Origin of the sequence: Celeribacter ethanolicus, from assembly GCF_001550095.1 — a bacterium.
Taxonomy (GTDB): Bacteria; Pseudomonadota; Alphaproteobacteria; order Rhodobacterales; family Rhodobacteraceae; genus Celeribacter; species Celeribacter ethanolicus.
The window spans coordinates 78,884-101,185 of sequence record NZ_LRUC01000004.1 but is presented as its reverse complement, the minus strand read 5'-3'; the positions used below and the strand labels follow the sequence as shown (position 1 = coordinate 101,185).

At 62.2% G+C, this 22,302-nt stretch carries 21 protein-coding genes; 10 read left to right on the top strand and 11 right to left on the bottom strand.

Translation table 11 applies throughout. The annotated features are described in order from the left end of the window. Positions 1 to 51: 51 nt before the first annotated feature. The 3 genes from NH195_RS01550 to NH195_RS01540 form a co-directional block, all read right to left on the bottom strand. Positions 52 to 699, bottom strand: a complete 648-nt coding sequence (locus tag NH195_RS01550) for a YiaD family glycine zipper/OmpA-like lipoprotein (RefSeq protein ID WP_066702029.1) — start codon at positions 697 to 699, stop codon at positions 52 to 54. Positions 700 to 778: 79 nt separating this feature from the next. Beyond that, the gene (locus NH195_RS01545; protein ID WP_238379676.1) at positions 779 to 1,648 is read right to left on the bottom strand and encodes a methylated-DNA--[protein]-cysteine S-methyltransferase; all 870 of its coding nucleotides are present in this window, start codon (positions 1,646 to 1,648) and stop codon (positions 779 to 781) included. Positions 1,649 to 1,754: 106 nt separating this feature from the next. Beyond that, entirely contained in the window at positions 1,755 to 2,387 is a 633-nt protein-coding gene (locus tag NH195_RS01540; protein WP_155846053.1) for a Hint domain-containing protein, read from the bottom strand. A gap of 162 nt (positions 2,388 to 2,549) precedes the next feature. On the opposite strand from NH195_RS01540, the gene nth reads away from it, so the two are divergent. Further along, entirely contained in the window at positions 2,550 to 3,197 is a 648-nt protein-coding gene (nth, locus tag NH195_RS01535) for an endonuclease III (protein ID WP_066702020.1), read from the top strand. Further along, the gene (locus NH195_RS01530) at positions 3,190 to 4,176 is read left to right on the top strand and encodes an adenosine kinase (RefSeq protein ID WP_066702013.1); all 987 of its coding nucleotides are present in this window, start codon (positions 3,190 to 3,192) and stop codon (positions 4,174 to 4,176) included. The genes nth and NH195_RS01530 overlap by 8 nt, the downstream gene beginning before the upstream one ends. Before the next feature lie 86 nt (positions 4,177 to 4,262). Here NH195_RS01530 and polA read toward each other — a convergent pair whose 3' ends face one another. From polA to NH195_RS01515, 3 genes are all read right to left on the bottom strand, one after another. Then, complete coding sequence (gene polA, locus NH195_RS01525) at positions 4,263 to 7,094, bottom strand: DNA polymerase I (RefSeq protein ID WP_420795649.1); 2,832 nt, start codon at positions 7,092 to 7,094, stop codon at positions 4,263 to 4,265. A gap of 92 nt (positions 7,095 to 7,186) precedes the next feature. After that, positions 7,187 to 7,609 (bottom strand): globin family protein, encoded by a 423-nt coding sequence (locus NH195_RS01520; RefSeq protein WP_066702011.1) that lies wholly within the window; start codon positions 7,607 to 7,609, stop codon positions 7,187 to 7,189. A gap of 76 nt (positions 7,610 to 7,685) precedes the next feature. After that, positions 7,686 to 7,868: a zinc-finger domain-containing protein gene (locus NH195_RS01515; protein ID WP_066702008.1), complete on the bottom strand. Its 183-nt coding sequence runs from the start codon at positions 7,866 to 7,868 to the stop codon at positions 7,686 to 7,688. A gap of 196 nt (positions 7,869 to 8,064) precedes the next feature. Here NH195_RS01515 and NH195_RS01510 point away from each other — a divergent pair, with 196 nt between their 5' ends. Beyond that, a complete protein-coding gene (locus NH195_RS01510; protein ID WP_066702003.1) occupies positions 8,065 to 8,997 on the top strand; it encodes an ABC transporter ATP-binding protein in 933 nt (310 codons plus the stop codon). 78 nt (positions 8,998 to 9,075) lie between these two features. Here NH195_RS01510 and NH195_RS01505 read toward each other — a convergent pair whose 3' ends face one another. Together NH195_RS01505 and NH195_RS01500 are read right to left on the bottom strand one after the other, a co-directional pair. After that, entirely contained in the window at positions 9,076 to 9,453 is a 378-nt protein-coding gene (locus NH195_RS01505) for an HIT domain-containing protein (RefSeq protein ID WP_066701999.1), read from the bottom strand. 119 nt (positions 9,454 to 9,572) lie between these two features. Continuing rightward, positions 9,573 to 11,150, bottom strand: coding sequence for a DUF5928 domain-containing protein (locus NH195_RS01500; RefSeq protein ID WP_066701996.1), 1,578 nt, complete (start codon positions 11,148 to 11,150; stop codon positions 9,573 to 9,575). A 134-nt stretch (positions 11,151 to 11,284) separates the two neighbouring features. Between NH195_RS01500 and NH195_RS01495 the strand changes: the two genes are divergently transcribed. After that, on the top strand, positions 11,285 to 12,103 hold the full coding sequence (locus NH195_RS01495) for a sulfotransferase family protein (protein ID WP_066701988.1): 819 nt from the start codon (positions 11,285 to 11,287) through the stop codon (positions 12,101 to 12,103). Between the two features lie 28 nt (positions 12,104 to 12,131). Next, positions 12,132 to 12,359 carry a hypothetical protein gene (locus NH195_RS01490; protein ID WP_066701973.1) on the top strand — a complete coding sequence of 76 codons (228 nt, stop codon included), beginning with the start codon at positions 12,132 to 12,134 and terminating at the stop codon, positions 12,357 to 12,359. Positions 12,360 to 12,462: 103 nt separating this feature from the next. Here NH195_RS01490 and NH195_RS01485 read toward each other — a convergent pair whose 3' ends face one another. Continuing rightward, entirely contained in the window at positions 12,463 to 12,804 is a 342-nt protein-coding gene (locus tag NH195_RS01485) for a hypothetical protein (protein ID WP_066701970.1), read from the bottom strand. Positions 12,805 to 13,179: 375 nt separating this feature from the next. Here NH195_RS01485 and NH195_RS01480 point away from each other — a divergent pair, with 375 nt between their 5' ends. Then, on the top strand, positions 13,180 to 14,106 hold the full coding sequence (locus tag NH195_RS01480) for a cation diffusion facilitator family transporter (RefSeq protein WP_066701967.1): 927 nt from the start codon (positions 13,180 to 13,182) through the stop codon (positions 14,104 to 14,106). A gap of 4 nt (positions 14,107 to 14,110) precedes the next feature. Here the strand turns inward: NH195_RS01480 and NH195_RS01475 are convergent, their stop codons facing one another. After that, entirely contained in the window at positions 14,111 to 14,875 is a 765-nt protein-coding gene (locus NH195_RS01475) for a hydroxypyruvate isomerase family protein (protein ID WP_066701964.1), read from the bottom strand. Positions 14,876 to 14,902: 27 nt separating this feature from the next. Continuing rightward, the gene (locus tag NH195_RS01470) at positions 14,903 to 15,466 is read right to left on the bottom strand and encodes a DUF1285 domain-containing protein (RefSeq protein ID WP_066701961.1); all 564 of its coding nucleotides are present in this window, start codon (positions 15,464 to 15,466) and stop codon (positions 14,903 to 14,905) included. 106 nt (positions 15,467 to 15,572) lie between these two features. Between NH195_RS01470 and NH195_RS01465 the strand changes: the two genes are divergently transcribed. The 4 genes from NH195_RS01465 to NH195_RS01450 are packed head-to-tail and all read left to right on the top strand — an operon-like array spanning position 15,573 to position 22,274. After that, positions 15,573 to 16,592: an AAA family ATPase gene (locus tag NH195_RS01465; protein WP_066701958.1), complete on the top strand. Its 1,020-nt coding sequence runs from the start codon at positions 15,573 to 15,575 to the stop codon at positions 16,590 to 16,592. Beyond that, positions 16,589 to 17,470 (top strand): DUF58 domain-containing protein, encoded by an 882-nt coding sequence (locus NH195_RS01460; RefSeq protein ID WP_066701955.1) that lies wholly within the window; start codon positions 16,589 to 16,591, stop codon positions 17,468 to 17,470. The genes NH195_RS01465 and NH195_RS01460 overlap by 4 nt, the downstream gene beginning before the upstream one ends. After that, entirely contained in the window at positions 17,470 to 20,214 is a 2,745-nt protein-coding gene (locus tag NH195_RS01455; protein ID WP_066701952.1) for a DUF4159 domain-containing protein, read from the top strand. The genes NH195_RS01460 and NH195_RS01455 overlap by 1 nt, the downstream gene beginning before the upstream one ends. Further along, the gene (locus tag NH195_RS01450) at positions 20,211 to 22,274 is read left to right on the top strand and encodes a hypothetical protein (protein WP_066701950.1); all 2,064 of its coding nucleotides are present in this window, start codon (positions 20,211 to 20,213) and stop codon (positions 22,272 to 22,274) included. Before NH195_RS01455 ends, NH195_RS01450 begins: the two co-directional genes overlap by 4 nt. Positions 22,275 to 22,302 lie beyond the last annotated feature (28 nt).

The window sequence follows — 22,302 nt, the reverse complement described above, 5'->3', positions numbered from 1 at the left end:
AAAAAGGCCGGAGCATGCCCCGGCCTTTCGAAATCGTGGCTGAACAACAGATCAGGTCATCGGGGTGATGACGATCTCCACGCGACGGTTCTGCGCCCGGCCTTCGGGGGTCAGGTTGGTTGCGATGGGGGCATCCTCGCCACGGCCAAAGGCCTGAATCCGACCGGAGGCGACACCGTTGGCGCGCAGGATGGTCGCAACGGCAGAGGCGCGGCGGGTCGACAGTTCCTGGTTGTAGGTGGCCGAGCCGGTGTTGTCGGTGTGGCCGATGATCTGCACCGTGGTGCTCGGATAATCCTGAAGGTTGTAGGCCAGAGCGCGCAGGTCGTCTTGCAGCGAGGGCACGACGACGGCGCTGTCGGTGGCGAACAGGATGTCCTGCGGCATGGTCACGATGAGCTGCGAACCGGTGTTGACGATTTTGACGTCGCCATTCCCCATGGATTGCTGGAGATCGGCGGCCTGTTTGTCGAGCTGGGTGCCGATGGCGCCACCGATGGCTCCGCCGATCATCGCGCCGACGGCGGTCTTGGCCAGCTTGTCATTCTTGCCCGAGGTGGCCGCCGCAGCGATGCCGCCGAGGGTGGCGCCGACGACCGCGCCTTGCGTGGCTTTGGAATTGGCATCGTAAGTGTCCATACAGGCGGTCAGGCCGAAGGCGGAGACCAGCGGGATGGCGATGTAAAGCGGGGATTTCATGTTTGATCCTCCTGAAAAACTGCTCTTGACGCTGGTTTTAGCGCTGTCGCTTGCCTCTGGCACGGTGGATTTTGAGCGATCACGCGAATGTGGCGGGTTTTCGCTCAGGCGCATCGGGCCGCGTCGCGTCGGCCTGCGCACTTTCATAGGCCAGAATCGCGCGTTTCACCGGCAGGCCCCAGTGATAGCCGCCCAGAGCGCCGGTCTTGCGCAGCACCCGGTGGCAGGGGATCAGCCAGCTCACCGGATTGCGTCCGACGGCGGTGCCGACCGCACGCACGGCTTTCGGGTTGCCGATGGCTTGGGCGATGTCGGAATAGGTGGTGACATGCCCGGAGGGGATCGAGAGGAGAGCTTCCCAGACCTTGATCTGGAACGGCGCGCCGATAAGGTGGAGCGGCATGGTTCCTCCGCCAAGTGCCGTGTCGATCAGCGGCCGGATGGTTTCAGGCGCTTCGACATAATGTGCGGCGGGCCAGCGGGCAGAGAGATCGGCGAAGGCCGCCTCGCGACCGGTTTCCGAGGTGAAGGCCAGGGCACAAAGCCCGCGATCGGTTGCCATGGCGAGGGCTTCGCCAAAGGGGGTGGTGCAGAGCCCGTAGGAGATGTTGAGACCATCGCCTTTACGGGCGAATTCCCCCGGGGTCATCGCCTCCCAGCGCAGGAACAGGTCATGCAGGCGACCGGTGCTCGAAAGCCCGGTGGCGTCAGCGGTGTCGAGCATGGTGTGGCGGTTGTCGATCAGTGCCTTGGCATGACCGAGCGTGAGATATTGTTGGAAGCGTTTCGGCGAGACGCCGGCCCATTGGGTGAAAAGCTTTTGCAGATGATGCGGACTCATGCCCAGCTCGGCGGCCAAGGCGTCAAGCGACAGGGGCAGGGCGGCGGCGTCGATCAGGTCGATGGCGCGCCGGATGATGTTGTAATGATAACGGTCTTCGAGGGGCAGGGTGGACAAGGCGGTGCTCCGGAGTGACATGCCCGGAGATTAGCGGACCGGGGCCACCGTGCCGACCCGAAACTTGTGCAAAGCTCTGTGATCCGTTCCATTCGGATCAGGCTGCCATGCGTGTGGCAGCGATGGCGGAGCGGGGATGCAGGACGGCGGCCTCGCCGGGGAGGAGCAGGGGGCGGGCCGTATGCAGCCGCGCCATGGCATCCTGACCGAGTCTCGTGGCGATCTCGGCACGCGCCACGGCGCCGAGCAGGTTGAGCGTGGTCTCCCCGGGAAACAGGCTTTCGAGCCAGACCCCTTCCGCCAGAATGAGCTCATGCTGGCCCATGACAATGTGGCAATAGCCATAGGCGGGGTCCGCCAGGGACATGCCGCTTTCCTCCTCTGTCGCGATGTCGGAGACCGGCACGAGCACCTCCTCTGTCGCGAAGTGCAGTTCGATCTGTGGTGAGCGCAACAGCACGTGATGGGCCGAGGACAGGACAAGATCGCGATCCGGAATGCGTGTTCCGAGCGCACCCGCGGCAATGCGCACGGGCGGAGCGACGGAGAGGGGGCTGCGCCCGGTCCAGATCACCGGGCGGTAGCCGTGATCGCGGGTCAGAAGGAGATCTCCGGGTCGCAGCCATTCGACCGGTTGTGGGCCCTCCGTCGTTTCGACGACCACGCCGGGGCCAAATCCGGAGAGGGCGCCAGGCGCTGCGCCGTTGTCCATTGCCGTGTTCTCAGTCATGTCGATTTTCCCGAAATTCACGGGGCATTTTGCGGCAGAGACCTGAACGCGAGTTTAATCGCCCAGGGCGATTTGCCCTTTGTTTGCATCGCATTTTATGAAAACTTTTCGCGACACAGGAACAGCTTGCCCGACCGGGCCGGACAAGGCATTAGAACCTTTATGACGAAACAGCTCGATTATCACACGATCAAAGAGATTTTCACCCGCTTCCGAGCCGCCGAGCCGGAGCCGAAGGGGGAACTCGATCATACCAATGCCTATACGCTCGTGGTGGCTGTGGCACTGTCTGCGCAGGCCACGGACAAGGGCGTGAACAAGGCGACGAAAGAGCTGTTCAAGATCGCCGACACACCGCAAAAGATGCTCGATCTCGGCGAAGAGGGGCTGATCGCGCACATCAAGACCATCGGGCTTTACCGCAACAAGGCCAAGAACGTCATTAAACTGAGCCAGATTCTCGTCGATCAGTACGAGGGCGAAGTGCCCTCGTCGCGCGCCGCTCTGGAGAGTCTGCCGGGCGTCGGGCGCAAGACCGCCAATGTCGTTCTGAACATGTGGTGGCATGTGCCGACGCAGGCGGTGGACACCCATATCTTTCGTTTCGGTAATCGCTCGGGCGTCGCGGTCGGCAAGGATGTCGTCGCGGTCGAGCGCGCCATCGAAGACCATATTCCCGCCGAATTTCAACAACATGCCCATCACTGGATGATCCTGCACGGGCGCTATACCTGCACCGCGCGCAAGCCGAAATGCAGCGCCTGTCTCATCCGTGACCTCTGTGACTTCGAGGAGAAGAACCTTGACTAAAACCTATCAGGTTGTCGGCATCGGCAACGCCATCGTCGATGTGATCACCCAGGCCGATGACAATTTCCTTGAACTCATGGGGATCGAAAAGGGCATCATGCAGCTTGTGGAGCGCGCACGGGGCGAGATGCTATACGGTGCGATGACCAACCGGGTGCAGACGCCGGGCGGCTCGGTCGCCAATACGCTGGCGGGGCTTGGCGCGCTGGGGCTGAAAACCGGCTTTATCGGCCGGGTGCATGACGACGCTCTGGGGCGGTTCTACGCCGCCGAAATGGAGGCCGATGGCACGGCCTTCGTCAATCCGCCGGTGCAGGGCGGCGAGCTTCCGACCTCGCGGTCGATGATTTTCGTGTCGCCGGACGGGGAGCGCTCGATGAACACCTATCTCGGGATTTCCTCGGAAATCTCGTCGCAGGACGTGCCAGAAACGGCGGCGTCCGACACGGAGATCATGTTCCTCGAAGGCTATCTCTACGACAAACCCAAGGGCAAGGAGGCGTTCAACCGCGCCGCCGAGCTGACCCACAAGGCGGGCGGCATGGTCGGGATTTCGCTGTCCGATCCGTTCTGCGTCGACCGTCACCGTGACGATTTCCGTAAATTTGTGAAGGAAATGGATTTCGTGATCGGCAACGAGCACGAGTGGGAAAGCCTCTACCAGACGGACCTCTCGACGGCGCTGGAAACTGCAGCAAGCGAATCCGGGCTGGTGGTCTGCACCCGCTCCGGCTCCGACGTGGTGCTGGTGCGCGGGGACGAGGAGGCCGTTGTGCCGGTGCATCGCGTGCAGCCGGTCGACACCACCGGCGCGGGCGATCAGTTCGCGGCGGGCTTCCTCTATGGTTTGGCCACCGGCCAGAGCCTTGAGACCAGCGGGCGCATGGGCTGCGTCGCCGCCGCCGAGGTCATCTCTCACATCGGGCCGCGCCCCGAGACGGACATGAAGATTCTGTTCCAGAAACAGGGGCTGATCTGAGGCTTTTCGGATGGTCTAAATACTCAAACGGCGCGCGGGTTTCCACCTGCGCGCCGTTTTGAGTATTTGGACAGCAAAGGAAACGTCTAGTGCGCTTCCGCCCAGGTGTCGCCGATGCCCGCGTCCACTTCGATCGGGACATCGAGATGCACGGCAGGGGCGGCGGCGTTTTCCATCACGTCCTTGACCACCTCGATCACCGCATCGCAGGCATCTTCGTCCACTTCGAAAATCAATTCGTCATGCACCTGCAACAGCATGGTGGCGGGCAGGTCCTTGATCGCCTCGGGCATGCGGATCATGGCGCGGCGGATGATGTCGGCGGCGGAGCCCTGGATCGGCGCGTTGATCGCCTGACGTTTGGCAAAACCCGCCTGCGGGCCTTTGGCGCCGATTTCCGGCGTGTGGATTTTGCGACCGAACAGGGTCTGGACGTATTTGTGATCTTTTGCGAACTCCACCGTGTCGTCCATGTACTGTTTGATGCCGGGGAAGCGTTCGAAATAACGGTCGATAAAGCCCTGTGCCTCGGCACGCGGGATACGCAGGTTGCGGGCGAGGCCGAAACCGGAGATGCCGTAGATGACGCCGAAGTTGATCGCTTTGGCCTGGCGGCGGACCATCGGGTCCATGCCTTCGATCGGCACGCCAAACATCTCGGAGGCGGTCATGGCGTGAATGTCCAGCCCGTCGCGGAAGGCCTGTTTCAGGCTGTCGATGTTCGCGACATGGGCGAGGATGCGCAGCTCGATCTGGCTATAGTCGAGCGAGATCAGCTTGCGACCCTTGGGGGCGATGAAGGCCTCGCGGATGCGGCGGCCCTCCTCTGAACGCACCGGGATGTTTTGCAGGTTCGGGTCGGAGGAGGACAGCCGCCCGGTGACCGCGCCGGTTTGCAGGTACGAGGTGTGAACGCGTCCCGTTTCGGCGTTGATGAAGGTCTGAAGCGCATCGGTGTAGGTCGATTTCAGCTTGGAAAGCTGGCGCCAGTCGAGCACGCGGGCGGGCAACTCGTGGCCTTCGGCGGCGAGGTCTTCGAGAATGTCGGCGCCGGTGGCATAGGCGCCGGTCTTGCCCTTTTTCCCGCCGGGCAGGGACATTTTGTCGAAAAGAATTTCACCAAGCTGTTTCGGCGAGCCGACGTTGAAATTTTCGCCCGCGAGTTGGTGAATCTCGTCTTCCAGTCCGGCCATTTTCTGGGCGAAGGCGTTGGACATGCGCGAGAGCACATCGCGGTCCACGAGTACGCCCGCCATTTCCATCCTGGCGAGCACGGGCGAGAGCGGGCGTTCCAGTGTCTCATAGACCGTGGTGACGCGTTCGGCGTGGAGCTGTGGTTTGAACATCTGCCAGAGGCGCAGGGTGACGTCGGCGTCCTCGGCGGCGTAGGCGACGGCCTTTGTCATCTCCACCTTGTCGAATGTGATCGCCGATTTTCCGCTGCCCAGAAGCTCTTTCGTCGGGATCGGGGTGTGGTTCAGATAGCGTTCGGAGAGCGTATCCATGCCATGGCCGTTGATCCCGGCGTGAAGCGCGTAGGATATCAGCATCGTGTCGTCACAGGGGGCGACTTTGATCCCGTTGCGCGCGAAAATCTTCGCGTCGTATTTCGTGTTCTGACCGATCTTGAGGATGCCCGGGTCCTCAAGCACGGGTTTGAGCGCGTCCAGAACCATGTTCTTGGCGAGCTGCCCGTCGACAAGGTTCGAGCCGCCGAACAAATCGTCCTCTCCCACCGTATGACCGACCGGAATGTAACAGGCCACGCCCGGCTCGACGCAGAGCGACACGCCCACGAGATCGGCGACCATTTCGTCGAGCCCGGTGGTTTCCGTGTCGACGGCGACATAACCTCGGGCATAGATCGCGTCGATCCAACGTTCGAGCGCGCCCATGGTCGAGACCTTTTCATAGGCCGCGGTGTCGAAAGGTTTCGATTCCGGCGTCGCGGGGGCGTCGGGGGCGCTGGCCGTCGAGGGAGCCTCGGGGATTGCAGGCGGCGCGACGCCGAACTTGTCGGAGACGCGTTTGACGATGGTGCGGAATTCCATTTTCGACAGGAACTCCAAGAGCTTGTCTGCATCCGGTTCCTGCACTTCGAGCGTGTCGAGGGTGAAATCCAGCTCCATGTCGCAGACGAGTTTCACCAGCTCGCGGGAAATCCGGATCTGTTCGGCTTTCTCGATCAGGGTTTCGCGGCGTTTCGGTTGTTTGATCTCTTCGGCGCGGGCGAGCAGGCTGTCGAGATCGCCGAATTCGTTGATCAGAAGCGCGGCGGTCTTGAGCCCGATCCCCGGCGCGCCCGGCACGTTGTCGACCGAATCGCCCGCAAGCGCCTGAACGTCCACGACGCGCTCCGGGCCGACACCGAATTTCTCCTCGACGCCTTCGCGGTCGATGCGCTTGTTCTTCATCGGGTCGAGCATCTCGACCCCGTCGCCGACCAACTGCATCAGGTCCTTGTCCGAGGAGATGATCGTCACCCGGCCACCGGCGTCGCGCGCCTGATGCGCCAGCGTGCCGATGATGTCATCGGCCTCGAAGCCCTGAATTTCGATGCAGGCGACGTTGAACGCGCGGGTCGCTTCGCGGGTCAGCGGGAATTGCGGCACGAGGTCTTCGGGCGCGGGCGGGCGGTTCGCCTTATAGGCGGGGTAGAGATCGTTGCGAAAGGTCTTGCCGGAATGATCGAAAATCACCGCCGCATGGGTCGGTGCGTCATTGCCACTGGCGTCCTCGATATACTTGTAAAGCATGTTGCAAAAACCCGAGACGGCGCCCACCGGGAGGCCATCGGATTTGCGCGTCAGCGGGGGAAGCGCATGATAGGCCCGAAAGATAAAGGCCGATCCGTCGATCAGATGCAGGTGGCTGCCCTTGCCGAATGTCATGTTGCGCGTTTCCCGTCCCGGTTTCATTCGCGCCTTGATAACACGGAAGCCCGGACCGGCTGCAAGCACCTAAGCCGGGGCGGAGCGCTTGCGCGCCATTTTGTCCTTCGCCTGCCCGCTCAGGCCACGCGGGAGGAATTCACCCCTTCGAGCATGCCTTCCGCCATGAAATAGAGGAATTGCTCCCAGGCGTCGGCCAATTCGTCCGTCCAATTCGTATCGGTCGCTTCGGCAAAGGCCTTGATGATTTGCCCGATCAGGAAGGGGTGCTTTTCACGCCACGAGCCGTAATGCGCATAGTCCTGCCCCATCTTGTGCAATGTCGCAAACAGGGCGGTGGGATGATCGGCCGAGAGAAGTGCGAGTTCGATCAGCCCGTCCAGCACGCGTGCACGTTGGCACAGGCTGCCGTCATATTGCGCTGCGGCCTTGGGATCTTCCCCGACTTGCCGGTCGTAGACAGGGATAAAAATATCCGGTCGCTTCGGTGAAAGCGCCCGGAAATTGTTGCGCACGAGCGCGATTTGACGGGCCGAAGGCATGATGCGTCTCCCAAGTCTGTTGGAAAGACGTTACAGGCCAAGCCTTAATGAAAAGAGAACATTCCGGAAAAATCGCTCACGCGTCGCTGAGGCGGGCGCTTTCGTGGATGTATTTCTTGTCGCAATAGGGGCATTCGACAAACCCCGTGTCATGCGGAATCACGAGCCAGACGCGCGGATGTCCAAGCGCGCCCTCGCCCCCATCGCAGGCCACTTTCCAGGAGGAGACCACTTCGGTTTCCGGCGCTTCAATCGTCATCTCTGTCGTTCCTTTTGCTTTGAACGTGCGGTCAGCACAGTCTTTGGCGGAGCGTGTGGGTCTTTGCAAGGGGGGCTGTGTGGCCCGTGCGGTTGCCGAGTGCCCAGAGACCGCCTAGATCAGGCCTGCATGATAGTCATCCGCGGGATGCGGACAAGAGGCAAACCGCGGGCACTCGGCCCCGGAAAGGGAATGCATGAGACACGCAATCGAGATCGAAGCCCTGCGCAAGACTTATGCGGGGGGCAAGGGGCAGGCGCCGAAAGAGGCGCTCAAGGGAGTGGATTTGAGCATCCCGCAAGGCTCGATCTTTGGCCTGCTGGGGCCGAACGGTGCGGGCAAGTCGACGATGATCAACATCCTTGCCGGGCTGGTGATCAAGACCTCCGGTCGGGTGAAGATCTGGGGCTTCGATCAGGATGTGAACCCGCGTCAGTCGCGCGCCGCCATCGGGGTGATGCCGCAGGAACTGAACCTCGATCCGTTCTTCACTCCGCGTGGCGCGCTTGAGGTGCAGGCCGGGCTTTATGGCGTGCCGAAACGCGATCGGCGCACCGATGAGATTCTTGAATTGATCGGGTTGACCGACAAGGCCGATTCCTATGCCCGGACGCTTTCGGGCGGGATGCGGCGGCGGCTTTTGCTTGGCAAGGCGCTGGTGCACAACCCGCAGATCCTCGTGCTCGACGAACCCACCGCAGGGGTCGATATCGAGCTGCGTCAGATGCTCTGGACCAATGTCCGCAAGCTTAACGAAGAGCGCGGCATGACGATCATCCTGACCACGCATTACCTCGAAGAGGCGCAGGAGATGTGTGACGAGATCGCCATCATCAATCATGGCGAGCTGATCAAGCGCGACACGACGAAAAACCTGCTGGGGATGATGGATGCCAAGACGCTTGTGATCGAACCGGAGGGCGCGGCCCCCGAGATCGTGGGCCTGCCCGAAGGCGTCAAGATGGAGCGGCGCCGGGATGGCACGCTGTCCTTCGATTTTTCCCGGCGTCAGACCTCGGTCGGTGCGATCATCGACGCGGTGCAGGCGGCGGGGATCACCATTGGCGATGTGCGCACGATGGAGCCCGATCTGGAAGACGTCTTCGTCAATCTGACCTCAGGGAAATGAGATCCGGTTTTCCGATGGTTGAAATACTCAATAAAAACCCCGCGTTTCGCGGGGTTTTCTCATGATATGATGTAAATCTCAGTCGCAGACCAGCGGCCCGCAGGGTTCGCCGCCCAGGAGGTGGACGTGGAAATGCGGCACTTCCTGATGCGAGTTCGCGCCGGAGTTGGTGATCAGGCGAAACCCGTCACCGCCCGCGGATTCGGCCACGCCCACACGTTCGGCCACCTTGGCCACGGAGCGAAAGAAATCGAGCTGTTCGGCATCGGAGGCCGCCTGTACGAAATGGTCGTAGCAGCGGTAGGGGCCTTTCGGGATCACCAGCACATGGGCCTTTTTCTTCGGCGAAATGTCGGGGAAGGCCAGTGTGTGCTCGCTTTCGAAAACCGGCTTCGCGGGGATCTCGCCACGCAGGATTTTCGCAAAGATATTCTGATCGTCATAGGTGTAGGGCATCGTGGCCTCCCTTGCAGCGTGTCTCGAAATCCGAGGTACTCAGGTTTTCAAAACGTCGCAATCGCAAAGCGATGTGGTGACGTTTTCGTTCAATCCGTTTCAGATTAAACGAAAAAGGCTCAGTCGGAAAACAGGTAGTGCATCGAGACGATCTCGCGCGCGGTTTCTTCGGGAATGCCGAGGAAGCGGGCAAGGGGGCGCGCATTTTCCTCCGGGGTGCTGGATTGCGAGATGCGCTCGTAATGGTCGAATTCGGCGTCGCGGATGCGGTCGCTCTCGTGATTGATGTCGGCGCGGATCGTCGGCAACAGGCGCTGGAGCGCCTCTTCGGGCGTCTGTTCCCCCGCAAGCCCGGTGCGTTTGGCGTGACCCGCCAGATAGTCGTCGGTGAACTCGCAGTCGATCTCAAGCACCCGCGTGCCGGAGCGGTCGGCATTGAAATCGCGGATCAGTTCGATGCCCTGCGGGTCGAGACAGACCACCATCTTGTCGGCGTCGAAATAGTCGAACAGCATCCGCACCCAGGCCCGCCGGTGCCGGGTGCGTTTCTCGAGGCTTTTCTCGATGCCTCCGAGATCGGGCAGGTTGGTGTTTTCCTCGTTGAACAGATATTCGAGACAGGGAATGTCGGAGTGATCCTTGATCCGTGAGACCAGTCGCTTGGCGACGTGCCATTTCTTGCAGACGATCATCAAAAGCTCGCGGTCCCGGCCCAGTGTGCTTTCGGTCTCCCAGAAGCGTTGCGCGAACCGCCGCCCGTCCCGTCCGCGCCCGGTGAGGAAGTTGAACAGCGACCGCCCTTCGTTGGAAATCTGGAACTCGACCCCGGTGGCAGCGAACAGATCGCCCAAGCGTTTTTTCAACTCCTTGGCTTCGGGAGAGATTTTCCGAGCGAACAGATAATCCTGCGACAGGAGAAGGTCGTAGTGGTCGTTATAGAACACCACGGGCATGCCGTAATCGGTGAACATCAGAAAGGTGAGCGTTCGCGTCTTGATCTCGTTTTCCGGCACGAGATGGCGCACGAGGGTCTGAAAGAATGTCTCGTCGGGAATCCATGTGGTGCGGAAGAATTTCATCACATCCTTGCGGCTCCGGGTGAAATCGAGAATCCATTCGATCGTGCGGCGGCGCAGGCACCACCATTGCGAGCCGATCATGATTTGCAGATCCTCGGGGATCTCGCGTTGCAGGCCAAGCCGCCGCTGCATCCAGAAGCTTTGATAAAACAGCCACTTATGCGTGCGCTCATTGAACCAGTGGCGATAGATCAGCCGCTCTTCCTTGATCCCGGTCTTGATCCAGTCGCTCTCGAAAAAGTCGAAGCTTTCGATGACATCCACATCCTCGCGGTCGAGGTAATCGTGGATATATTCGGCGGTCTTGATCGCCATACAATCGCCCGAGAGCATGTAGAAATGCGTGGCGCGCGGAAAGGCCGCCTCCGCCGCCTCAATCGCGTAAAGCGTGGCTTCGACAAGGCTCCATTCCCCCCAGCCGCATTTGATCCGCTTGGTGGCATAGGCGACGTTGGGATTGTCCTTGAGCCCTTCCCGGATCGCCTCGAACGCTTCCTTGCCGCCGCGCGCGTCGAAATGGATGGCGATGTAGTCGCCCGCACGGGTCAGACGCCGGGCTTGATCTATGATCGCTTCCGGGTCCTTATGGCACAGCAAGATGAAGGCAATTCGTGCCATATTGGAAACCGTAACCTCATTTCTAACGCATTGTTCACATACAAGCGTAACCAATCATTGAATAATCAAGGCGAATTTGCTTTTAAAGCGAAAAGGCGCGCGGGTGTCGCGACATAAACGGAGTTGTGGTAAATATGGGCTTTCCCGGAACCTGGATGACCGAAAGCGAGAGCGTGGTATACCGCGTTGTCCCGAAATGTGCCTGTTCGACCATCGGTCAGATCATGTTCTATTCCGACCACGGCGAGTTCTTCGACGGTGACATTCACGACAGCAAGGATCGCCTGCACAAATGGTCGCAAGAAGAAAGCCAGGCGCCGATCGAAGCCAATGTCCTGGCGCATAAATCCTATGCCTTCACCTGTGTGCGCAATCCCTACACCCGGGTTTTGTCATCGTTTTTCGACAAGATCTGTGGCATTCAGCGCAACGGCAGCCGCTATCGCGGCAAGCTCGTGCCACAGCTCATCCAGAAATACGGTATCGAGGTCGGCGGCGAGGACGGCAAGCAGGAGTTCGACCAGATCGCCAGCTTCCGCCGATTCCTTTTGTTCGTGCGCGACACCATCCGTTTTCGCCGCCCGATGGACCCGGACATTCACTGGTCCGCGATGGCGGGGCATGTGTCCACGTTCATTGTGAACGGCGGCACTTACGACAAGATTTTCTTCACCGAGAAATTCAACGAGGGCATGCAGGAGGTGCTCGATCATATCGAGACACCCTATCCGGTCGACCTGGCGCAAATTCCGCGCTTCAACGAATCCGAGGGTCATGGGCCGAAGCGGCTGCATCCGGTGGAGGATTATTTTGACGACCTTTCGATGCATCTGATGTGGGAAATCTACAAAAAGGATTTCCAGCTTTTCAAATACGATTTCGAAAACCCGGCCAACAAGATGCCGACCGGTGAGATAGATCTGGCCGAGGTGCATGCAAAGCTCGGCGACTGATATTTGTCCAGACATTCAAGAGGAAATCATGAAAATCATTGAAGACGCCCCGCGCATCCTTGTGGGGATTGCGGTGCTTTTGTTCGTGGCGCAAGTCATGGGGGTGATGGTCAGTTCTTACGCAAGTGCCCGCACGGGGGCGTTGGGCAGCGGATATGCTTTGATCAACTTTCTCCTGAGTTTCGCTGCTGCCACATTCCAGCCGGCACTGCTGATCGGACTTGCCGCCGTGGTGGAGGCGTTGCGGCGCTCCTGATCGCAAGCCCCGTTTGTGGAAAAACGCCGTCGGGAAACCCGGCGGCGTTTTCGTGTGTGTCGTGGGGAAGGGCGCAGGCGCCCCCCGGAGGTTTGCCGACCGCTTATTGGTAGGTGTCGGCGGTTTTGATTGCGAGCGGCGTGCCGTTGCTGCCAACCAGAACGAATTCCACGTCGGAGGTCGGAGCGGCGGTCAGACGCACTTTGACGTTGGTGTTTGCGCCAGCGTTCACATCGGCGGCACCGAGCAGGGCGCCGCGTTCGCCGCCGTGGAAGTTGTAGACTTGCAGCGTGGCGTTTTCATCGGCGCGCACGAGGTCCACGGAAGCCACGGTTTTCAGATCGCTCTGGTCGCCGGGGATGATGTAGTTCGGGCCAGCGAAAGCGGCGGAACCTGCAACGGCAACGATGGCGGCGGCGGAGAGAGTTTTCAGAGAGAAGGTCATTGTTTTGGTCCTTTGTGTATCTGTGTCTTTAATGGTGTCCGGCGCGGTCTGTGTATTTTTGCGCCGTTCGATGAAAATGAATTTAGGGTTTTGTTGTTCTTGTGTAAATACGAACTAATATTCAAAATATGACTTAATGATGTGCGAAAAAGCTGATCACATTTTCGGGATTTTGACTGGAAATCGCCAAAATTTTTATATTGATGTGAAAATTGTAGCAATGTGCGTATTCACACATAAGTGAGATGTCTTGCGCGACGGTTTGGGAATAAAGCCACGTCAGGCCTGTCCGGGACACATCGGGTGCGAGTTCCGCCCGCGGCTGTGGCGCAATTTCCTCTGGTATTTCCCGTGTATTGGAGCATGGATAGGTCCATGGCTCATGATCATCATGCTCACACACATCACCATCACCACCACATCGCCCCGGATGCGGGCGACGCGCGCGTTGCGGGGGCGATTGCCGTCAATCTGTTGCTGACCGTTGCGCAGATCGTCGGCGGGGTGATCTCCGGCTCCATGGCCCTGATCGCCGATGCGATCCACAACCTCTCGGATGCGATTTCCCTCGTCATCGCCTTTGGCGCGCGCAAGATCGCACGGCGGCCCCGCGACGGTGCGATGACCTTTGGATACGGGCGGGCGGAGGTCGTGGCAGCGATGGTCAATTACACCACATTGGTGGTGATCTCGGTCTATCTCTTCGCCGAAGGGGTTTCGCGCCTGTTCAACCCGCCGGAGGTGGCGGGCTGGACCGTTGTGATCATCGCGGGGATTGCGCTTGTCGTCGATCTGGTGACGGCGGCGCTCACCTGGGCCATGTCGAAGGACAGTCTGAACATCCGCGCCGCCTTCCTGCACAACCTCGCCGATGCCGGGACCTCGGTGGCGGTGATCGTCGGTGGCGTGGTGATCCTGTTGTGGGACTGGCGGTTGATCGACCCGATCCTGACCATCCTGATCGCGGTCTATATCCTCATGCACGCCTTCGTCGAAATCCGCCCGGTGATCCGAATCCTGATGCTCGGCGCGCCGGAAGGGCACAGGGCGGGGGACGTGGCGCGCGCCATGGCCGAGGTCGAGGCGGTCGAGGATGTGCACCATGTGCATCTCTGGCAGATCGACGAACACCGCACCTCCGTCGAGGCGCATGTGGTGACCGCAGGCGATCCGGCCGAAGTGCTTGGGGCGCTCAAGCGGGTTCTGCGCGACCGTTTCGGCATCGCTCATTCCACGCTCGAAGTCGAAGCGCCCGGGGCGGGCTGTGCCGGAGAGGCGCCGGGGGTTCAGCCGCTGAGCTGATCCGTCACGCCGATTGCGCCTGCCGGAACCACTCGAGCCCGTCTTCGGTGCGTGTCTTCGGCATGTATTCGGCGGAGATCCAGCCGGAATAGCCGCTCTCGTCCACCGCCTTGAAAAACGCCGGGTAGTCGATCAGGCCTTTCACCGGTTCGTGCCGCTCCGGTGCGCCCGCGATCTGGATGTGCCGGACATAGGGCGCGTAACGCTCCCAGGCGGCTATGGCATCGCCGGTGATGATCTGGGCGTGATAGGCGTCGAACTGGAGCCCGAGGTTCAGCTCCGCCACCGCATCGAGCACCTCGATCGCCAGATCGAAATCGTCGAGAAAATAGCCCGGCATGTCATGCGGGTTGATCGGTTCGATGGTGAGGCTCATGTTCGGCGCTTCCTGCGCCGCCCAAGCCAGATTGCGCTTGTAGGTCTCAAGCGCCACCACACCCTTGGCCTTGCCCGCCATGATATGCATATGCCCGGCCTTGAGGAACTCGGCATATCTGAGCGCGCGTTTGAAATCGCGCCGGAACCGTTCTTCCAATCCCGGCACGGCGGCAAAGCCGCGCTCGCCCCCGGTGTAATTTGGCGGCGGCACATTGATCAGCACCATTTCGAGGTCGAGATCCTGCATCCGCCAGGCAATTTCCGAGGCCGGTTCGTCATAGGGAAACAGAACTTCGACCGCCTTGAAACCTGCTGCCTTCGCCTCGGCGAAGCGTTCGAGGAAAGGGTATTCCTTGAACAGGAAAGACAGGTTGGCGGCGAATTTGGGCATCGGGTCAGGCGGGGTTCAGGTGAGGGTTCAGGTCAGGTCGCAGGCTTTCGCGATTTCGAAAAACGTGTTTTTCGACCAGACGCCAAAAACCGCCTCGCCGTCAATCTCCCGCGTGACAGCATGGTCAACGAGTCGGAAAAAGCTCTTGCGGTCGATCAGCGCCTCAAGCCCCGCACGCACCTCCACGTAAGGCGCGGGTTCACCGTCGCGGGTCGCGACCCGGATCGGGTGCTCCGCATCCGCCGTGACCCGGTCGCCGACCGAGGTCAGAAAAGTCAGGCTTTGCGCCTCGCCCTCGCCCTCTGCGTCGAAATCGACGGCCAGAAACGGCGCGTCATCGACGGTGATTCCCACCTTTTCCACTGGCGTCACAAGGAAATAGCGGTCTCCTTCGCGTTTCAGGACGGTGGAGAACAGCCGCACCAAAGGCGCGCGTCCGATCGGGCTGCCGAGATAATGCCACGTCCCGTCGCGGGCGATCCGCATATCGAGATCGCCACAGAACGGCGGATTCCAGCGTTCGACCGGCGGCAATCCGCGGCCTTCCGCCGACTTGATCGCCGCGGCAATGCTCTCTGCGGAAACACTCATTGGAAAATCCCCCTTTTAACCCTTTTGTCATTTGTACTTTCGGACGTAGCTGTCCTTAATAGTGTCACGGAATGACATCGGAGGTGAAGCCGTGACAAAAACCGACATGACCGAAACCGATATGACCGGTGCGGAGCTGGCGGCAGAGATCGACGCGCTGGGCGCGAAGCTTGCCGAGGCGAAGGCGTCGATCACCCGTCGTTTCATCGGTCAGGAGACTGTGGTCGATCTGGTGTTGTCCTCCATGCTCTGCGGCGGCCACGCTTTGCTTTTGGGGCTTCCGGGGCTGGGCAAAACCCGCCTTGTCGATACGCTCTCGACGGTCATGGGGCTCAAGGGCGCACGGGTGCAGTTCACCCCCGACCTGATGCCCGCCGATATTCTGGGCTCCGAGGTGTTGGAAACCGCCCCCGACGGTTCGCGTGCGTTCCGCTTCATCGAAGGGCCGGTGTTCTGTCAACTCCTCTTGGCCGACGAAATCAACCGCGCCAGCCCCCGCACCCAATCCGCGCTGTTGCAGGCGATGCAGGAGAAATCCGTCACCATCGCCGGGCAGCCGCACGATCTCGAAGCGCCGTTTCACGTCCTTGCCACGCAAAATCCTTTGGAACAGGAGGGCACCTATCCGCTCCCCGAGGCTCAGCTCGACCGTTTCCTCGTTCAGGTCGATGTCGAATATCCCGACCGCGCGACCGAGCGTGACATCCTGATTGCCACCACTGGTGCGGATGAGGGCGAAGCGCATCCGGTCTTCACCGCCGCCGAGCTGATCCGCGCACAGACCCTGTTGCGCAAAATGCCGGTGGGCGAACAGGTCGTTGAAATGATCCTCGATCTGGTGCGCGCCTGCCGTCCGAACGAGCCGGAGGCGACGGATGCGGTGAACGCCTCCGTCGCCTGGGGGCCGGGGCCGCGCGCGGCGCAGGCGCTGATGCTCACCACCCGCGCGCGTGCTTTGCTCGACGGTCGTTTGGCCCCCAGCACGGAAGACGTCCTGGCCATGGCGCGCCCGGTGCTCATTCACCGCATGGCCCTGACTTTTGCGGCCCGCGCGCGTGGCGACGATCTGGGCGCGATTATCGCCTCTGTGGCCGGCTCCGCCATGGACGCGCGGTCCGCCGCGTGAGTGAAAACCCCGCCCCCGCCGCCCTGCGCGCCCGCGCAGAGACGCTCGCCGCCCCCTTGCCGCCCTTGCAGGCCCGGGCCGAACAGCTTGCCCGCGCAATGCTGATCGGCGGGCACGGGCGTCGGCAATCCGGCATGGGTGACGAATTCTGGCAATACCGCCCGGCGCAGGCGGGCGATCCGGGCCGTGCCATCGACTGGCGGCGTTCTGGCCGCTCCGACGGGCATTATGTGCGCGAAAAGGAATGGCAGGCGGCGCAGTCGGTGCATCTCTGGGTCGATCTTTCGGCCTCGATGAGTTTCACCTCCGGCAAGTCGATCCCACCGAAATCCGACCGTGCGGCTTTGCTTGCCATGGCTTTGTCGATCCTTCTGATGAAAGGCGGCGAACGTGTGTCACTCGCCTCTCTCGGCACGCCGCCCCGCATCGGGACACTGCAACTCCGGCGTATCGCCGAAGGCCTCTCACAACAGGGCGAAGCGGATTACGGCGCGCCCGATGCGCGCCTCTTCCTGCCCCATGCCCGCGCTCTGTTCCTGTCGGATTTCCTCGGCCCCATCGAGGCGATTGAAGACGCCGTCGGCATGGCCTCCGACCGGGGCATTTCCGGCGTGCTCTATCAAATTCTCGACCCCGCCGAAGAGGCGTTTCCTTATCAGGGCCGCACGGTCTTTACCTCCATGAGCGGGACCGTGCGCCATGAGACCCTGCGCGCGGGCGATCTGCGCGACCGCTATCTGGAGCGCCTTGCCGAGCGCAAAGATCACCTGAGCCGCATCGCCCATCATGCCGGTTGGCGGTTTGCCACGCACCATACGAACGGAGCCGATTTGCCCGCACTTCTGTGGCTTTACGAGGCCTTGGAGGGCCCGCGCTGATGTGGATTCTCGGCCCTGTTGGTTTCACCGCGCCTTGGGTGCTCCTCGCGCTCGCTCTTTTGCCGATCCTCTGGATTTTGCTGCGCGCCGTGCCGCCCGCGCCGGTCAAACGCCGCTTTCCCGGTGTGGCGCTTCTTTTGGGTCTGAAGGACGACGAGGTCGAAGCCGACCGCACGCCCTGGTGGCTTCTGCTCCTGCGCATGCTGGCGGTTGCCGCGCTCATTATTGCCTTCGCCGGTCCTGTTCTGAACCCGCGTGTGGAACGCGGCGGCTCCGGGCCGCTTCTGGTTCTGATGGATGCAAGCTGGGCCTCCGCGCCGGATTGGACCCTGCGTATGGGGCGCCTCGGTCAGGCGCTCGATGAGGCGGAGGCCGACGGGCGAACCCTCTGCATTCTGCCCGCCAGTGATCTGCCCGCCGAAGGCTGCGCCTTTCTCTCCGCCGCAGACTGGCGTCCGCGTCTCGCGGGGATCAAACCCGCCGGTTTCGCGCCCGATATGGATGCTTTGAGTGGCGCATTGACCACGCTCCCCGATGGGGTCGAAACGCTCTGGCTCTCCGACGGTCTGGCGCGCGACGGGCGCGATCGCGTGTTGTCTCTGTTGCAATCTCATGGCCCCGTCACGGTGTTCGAAACCGGGCGAGATCGTCTGGCGCTTGGGGCTTTGTCGCTTACGGACACTGGGGTCACGCTCCCGGTTTTGCGCGCAGGCGAGGGGCCGCGCGACGTGACCGTTGTCGCCCATGGCACCGATCCTGCCGGGGTGGCGCGCGAGCTGGCACGGCAAGAGGTCACGTTCGATGGCGCGCGGGCAGAGGTGATCTTCGATCTGCCTCCCGAATTGCGCGCCCGTGTCAGTCGTTTCGAGATCGAAGGCGAGCGCAGCGCCGGGGCCAAACGTCTCACCGACGACAGTCTCAAACGCCGCGAGGTCGGGATCGTGTCCGTGCGTGAAGGCGGCGAGGGGCTGCAACTTTTGTCGCAACTGCATTACCTGCGCGCCGCCCTGTTCGGCAAAGCCGATGTGATCGAGGGTGCTCTGGAAGACCTGATCATGGCCAACCCGGATGTGATCGTTCTGGCCGATGTGGCGCAGCTTTCGGGCGGGGAGAGCGCCGATCTTCTGGACTGGCTGAGCAAAGGCGGGCTGCTCCTGCGCTTCGCCGGGCCGCAACTCGCCGCCTCCGATGTGGCGCGCGACGCGGAAGACCCGCTGATGCCAGTGAGACTGCGCGCAGGCGGGCGCACGCTTGGCGGTGCGATGAGCTGGGGCGAGCCGAAACGCCTGCGCCCCTTTGCCGAGACCTCGCCGTTTTACGGCCTGCCGGTTCCCGAGGATGTCGAGGTGAATGCGCAGGTCATGGCCCAGCCCGATCCCGAACTGGCCGCCCGCACCATCGCGACGCTCGAAGATGGCACGCCTCTGGTGACACGCAAGGCGCTGGGGCAGGGGCAGGTCGTGTTGTTCCACGTCACGGCCAATGCCGAATGGTCGACGCTGCCTTTGTCGGGGCTTTTTGTGTCGATGCTGGACCGGCTTTCCGTGACGTCTCAGGCGGCGTTTCTGGAGGCCGATGACCTCTCCGGCCAAAGCCTTCAGCCGCAGCAGCTCATGGACGGGTTCGGCACGCTCACGGATGCCGGGACGGTGCCGCCGGTCGCAGGCGAGGCGTTCGCCGAAGCCCATGCCTCCCGCGCGACGCCGCCGGGGCTCTATCAGGGCCGCGATGCGCTTCGGGCGCTCAATGTGATGGCGGAAGGCGACACCCTGACCGCCGCAAGCTGGCCCTCCGACGTGCCGCTCTCCGGTGTGACGGCAGCGCGTGAACGCCCGCTCTCGCCCGCGCTTTTGCTCGCCGCTCTGGCGCTTTTGGCCGCCGATCTTTTGGCCTCGCTCTGGCTTTCCGGGCGGCTTTTCGGCGCGCGCGCCGTGCCGATCCTGCTTCTCGCGCTGGCGCTCTCGCCGCAAGATCTGCGCGCCCAAAGCCCCGACGATTTCGCGCTTCTGGCCTCCTCCGAGTTGACGCTCGCCTATGTCAAAACCGGCGATGCCGCGCTCGACCGCACCTCCGAAGCGGGGCTTCAGGGCCTCTCCAACATGCTCACCGCGCGCACCTCCGTCGAGCCCGCGGCGCCCATGGGCATTGATCTCGAAACCGATCCGCTCGGCTTCTTCCCGCTGCTCTATTGGCCCGTGACCACGACGCAGCCCATGCCCTCCGCCGCCGCCTATACCAAGCTCAACGCCTATCTGCGCACTGGCGGCGTGATCGTGTTCGACACGCGCGACGCCGATGTCGCCGCTTTCGGGGCCGCGACTCCCACCGGCACCCGGCTTCAGGCGCTGGCCTCCCCGCTCGACATCCCGCCGCTCGAGCAGATCCCCGAGGATCACGTTCTGACCCGCGCCTTCTACCTGTTGCGCGATTTTCCGGGCCGTCATGCCGAAGGCACGCTTTGGGTCGAAGCCTCGCCAGACTCCGAACAGGCCGAAGGCATGCCGTTTCGCAACCTCAATGACAATGTGACTCCGGTGATCATTGGCGGGGGCGATTGGGCGGCGGCCTGGGCGGTGGAGGATAGCGGCTTTCCGATGCTGCCCGTGGGCCGTGGCTTCGCAGGCGAACGGCAACGCGAAATGGCCTATCGTTTCGGCATCAACCTCGTGGTCTATGTGCTGACCGGCAATTACAAATCCGATCAGGTCCATGTCCCCGCACTTCTCGACAGGTTGGGCCAATGATCCGCGATCTTGCCTTCTCCCCGCTCATTCCATGGCCGGTGCTGGCCGGTCTGGCCGCCTTCACCGCCCTGCTGATCGCCTTTGCGGCCTTCCGGGGGCTCTCCGGCTGGGCCTTCCGCGCTTTGGCGACCCTTGGCATTCTCGCCTTTCTCTGTGGGCCGTCGCTCCGCGAAGAACAGCGTGATCCGCTGTCCGATATCGTCTTCCTCGTGGTCGATGAAAGTGCCTCGCAAATGCTTTCGACCCGCCCCGGACAACTTGACGAGGCCCGCGCAACGTTGGAAGCGCGCCTGTCCGCGCTGCCCAATACCGAGTTGCGGGTGATCACGCTGGGCGATGCGCCCGACAATCGCGGCACGCTTTTGATGACCGCTCTGACGGAAGCCATGGCCGACGAGCCGCGCGGGCGGCTTGCGGGGGCGTTCCTGCTCTCGGACGGTCAGCTTCATGATGTCGACATCGCCCCGGATTTCCCCGCGCCGGTGCATCTTTTGCTCACCGGGGAGCCGGAAGATTGGGACCGGCGTCTTGTGATCGAAAGCGCGCCGTCTTTTGCCATTCTCGACGAAGAGGTCACCCTCAAACTCCGCGTCGAGGATCAGGGCAACCGCCCCGCAGGTCTTCCCGATCTCACCGATCTGATGATTTCCATCGACGGCGAAGCGCCCGAACGCTTCACCGTTCCCATCGGTCGCCCGCTCGACGTGCCGCTCAAACTGGCGCATGGCGGCATGAACGTCATCCAGTTCACCCTGCCCGAAGCCCCCGGCGAGATCACCCCCCGTAACAACAGCGCCATGGTGCGGATCAACGGCGTGCGCGACCGGCTGCGCGTGCTTCTCGTGTCCGGCGAGCCGCACAATGGCGAGCGCACATGGCGCAACCTGTTGAAATCCGACCCTTCCGTCGATCTCGTCCACTTCACCATTCTCCGCCCGCCCTCGAAACAGGACGGCGTGCCTGTGACCGAGCTGTCGCTGATCGCTTTCCCGACCCGCGAGCTGTTCATGGAGAAGGTCGACGATTTCGACCTGATCATTTTCGACCGATACAAGCTGCGCGGCATCCTGCCCGCCTCCTATCTCGACAATATCGCGCGCTATGTCGAAGACGGCGGCGCGGTGCTCTTCGCCGCCGGTCCCGATTTCGCCACCGCCGACAGCCTCTATCGCTCGCCTCTGGCCCGTGTCATCCCGACCGCACCGACGGGCCGGGTGATCGAGGAACCCTTCCTGCCGCGTCTCACCGATCTCGGCGCGCGTCACCCGGTGACCGAAGGTCTCGGCGGGCTGCGCACAGGGGACGATCCGACTTGGGGCCGCTGGTTCCGTCAGGTCGAACTGGACCCCGGCGAGACCGGCGAAACCGTGATGTCCGGCGTCGACGGGCGGCCTTTGCTGGTGCTCGACCGGGTGGGCGAGGGGCGCGTGGCCGTCTTGGGTTCCGATCACGCCTGGCTCTGGACCCGTGGCGTCGAGGGCGGTGGGCCGCAGCTCGAATTGCTGCGCCGTCTCGCGCATTGGATGATGAAAGAGCCGGATCTCGAAGAAGAGGCCCTGACCGCCACCGCCGAGGGGAACACTTTGATCATTACCCGGCGCAGTCTGACCGAGGGCGCGCGGTCGGTGACGGTCGAGACGCCGGACGGCTCCGTTGTGGAGATCCCGATGGAAGAGATCGCGCCGGGCCGTTTCGTGGCCGAGCTGACCGAGGGCGAGATGGGGCTGTACCGACTCCGCGAAGGCGACCAGAGCGCCGTCATGGTCCTTGGCCCCGCAGCGCCGCGCGAATTCGAAGAAACCATTGCGACGGGGGGCAAACTCGCCCCGGTGATCAAAGCCTCGGGGGGCGGTACTTTCGCGCTTTCCGATGGCCTGCCCACGATCCGAACCGTTCCCGAGGGGCGTGTCGCAGCCGGTCGCGGCTGGATGGGCATCACGCCCCGCGAGGCCTATGTGACGCAATCGACCCGGCTGATGCCGGTCTTGCCGGGCTGGGTCTGGCTGCTGCTTTTGGCGGGGCTGTCGGTGGTGGCGTGGCTCAGGGAAGGGCGGCGATAGGCGTCCGCGCTTTGAGAGAAGGCTTTTG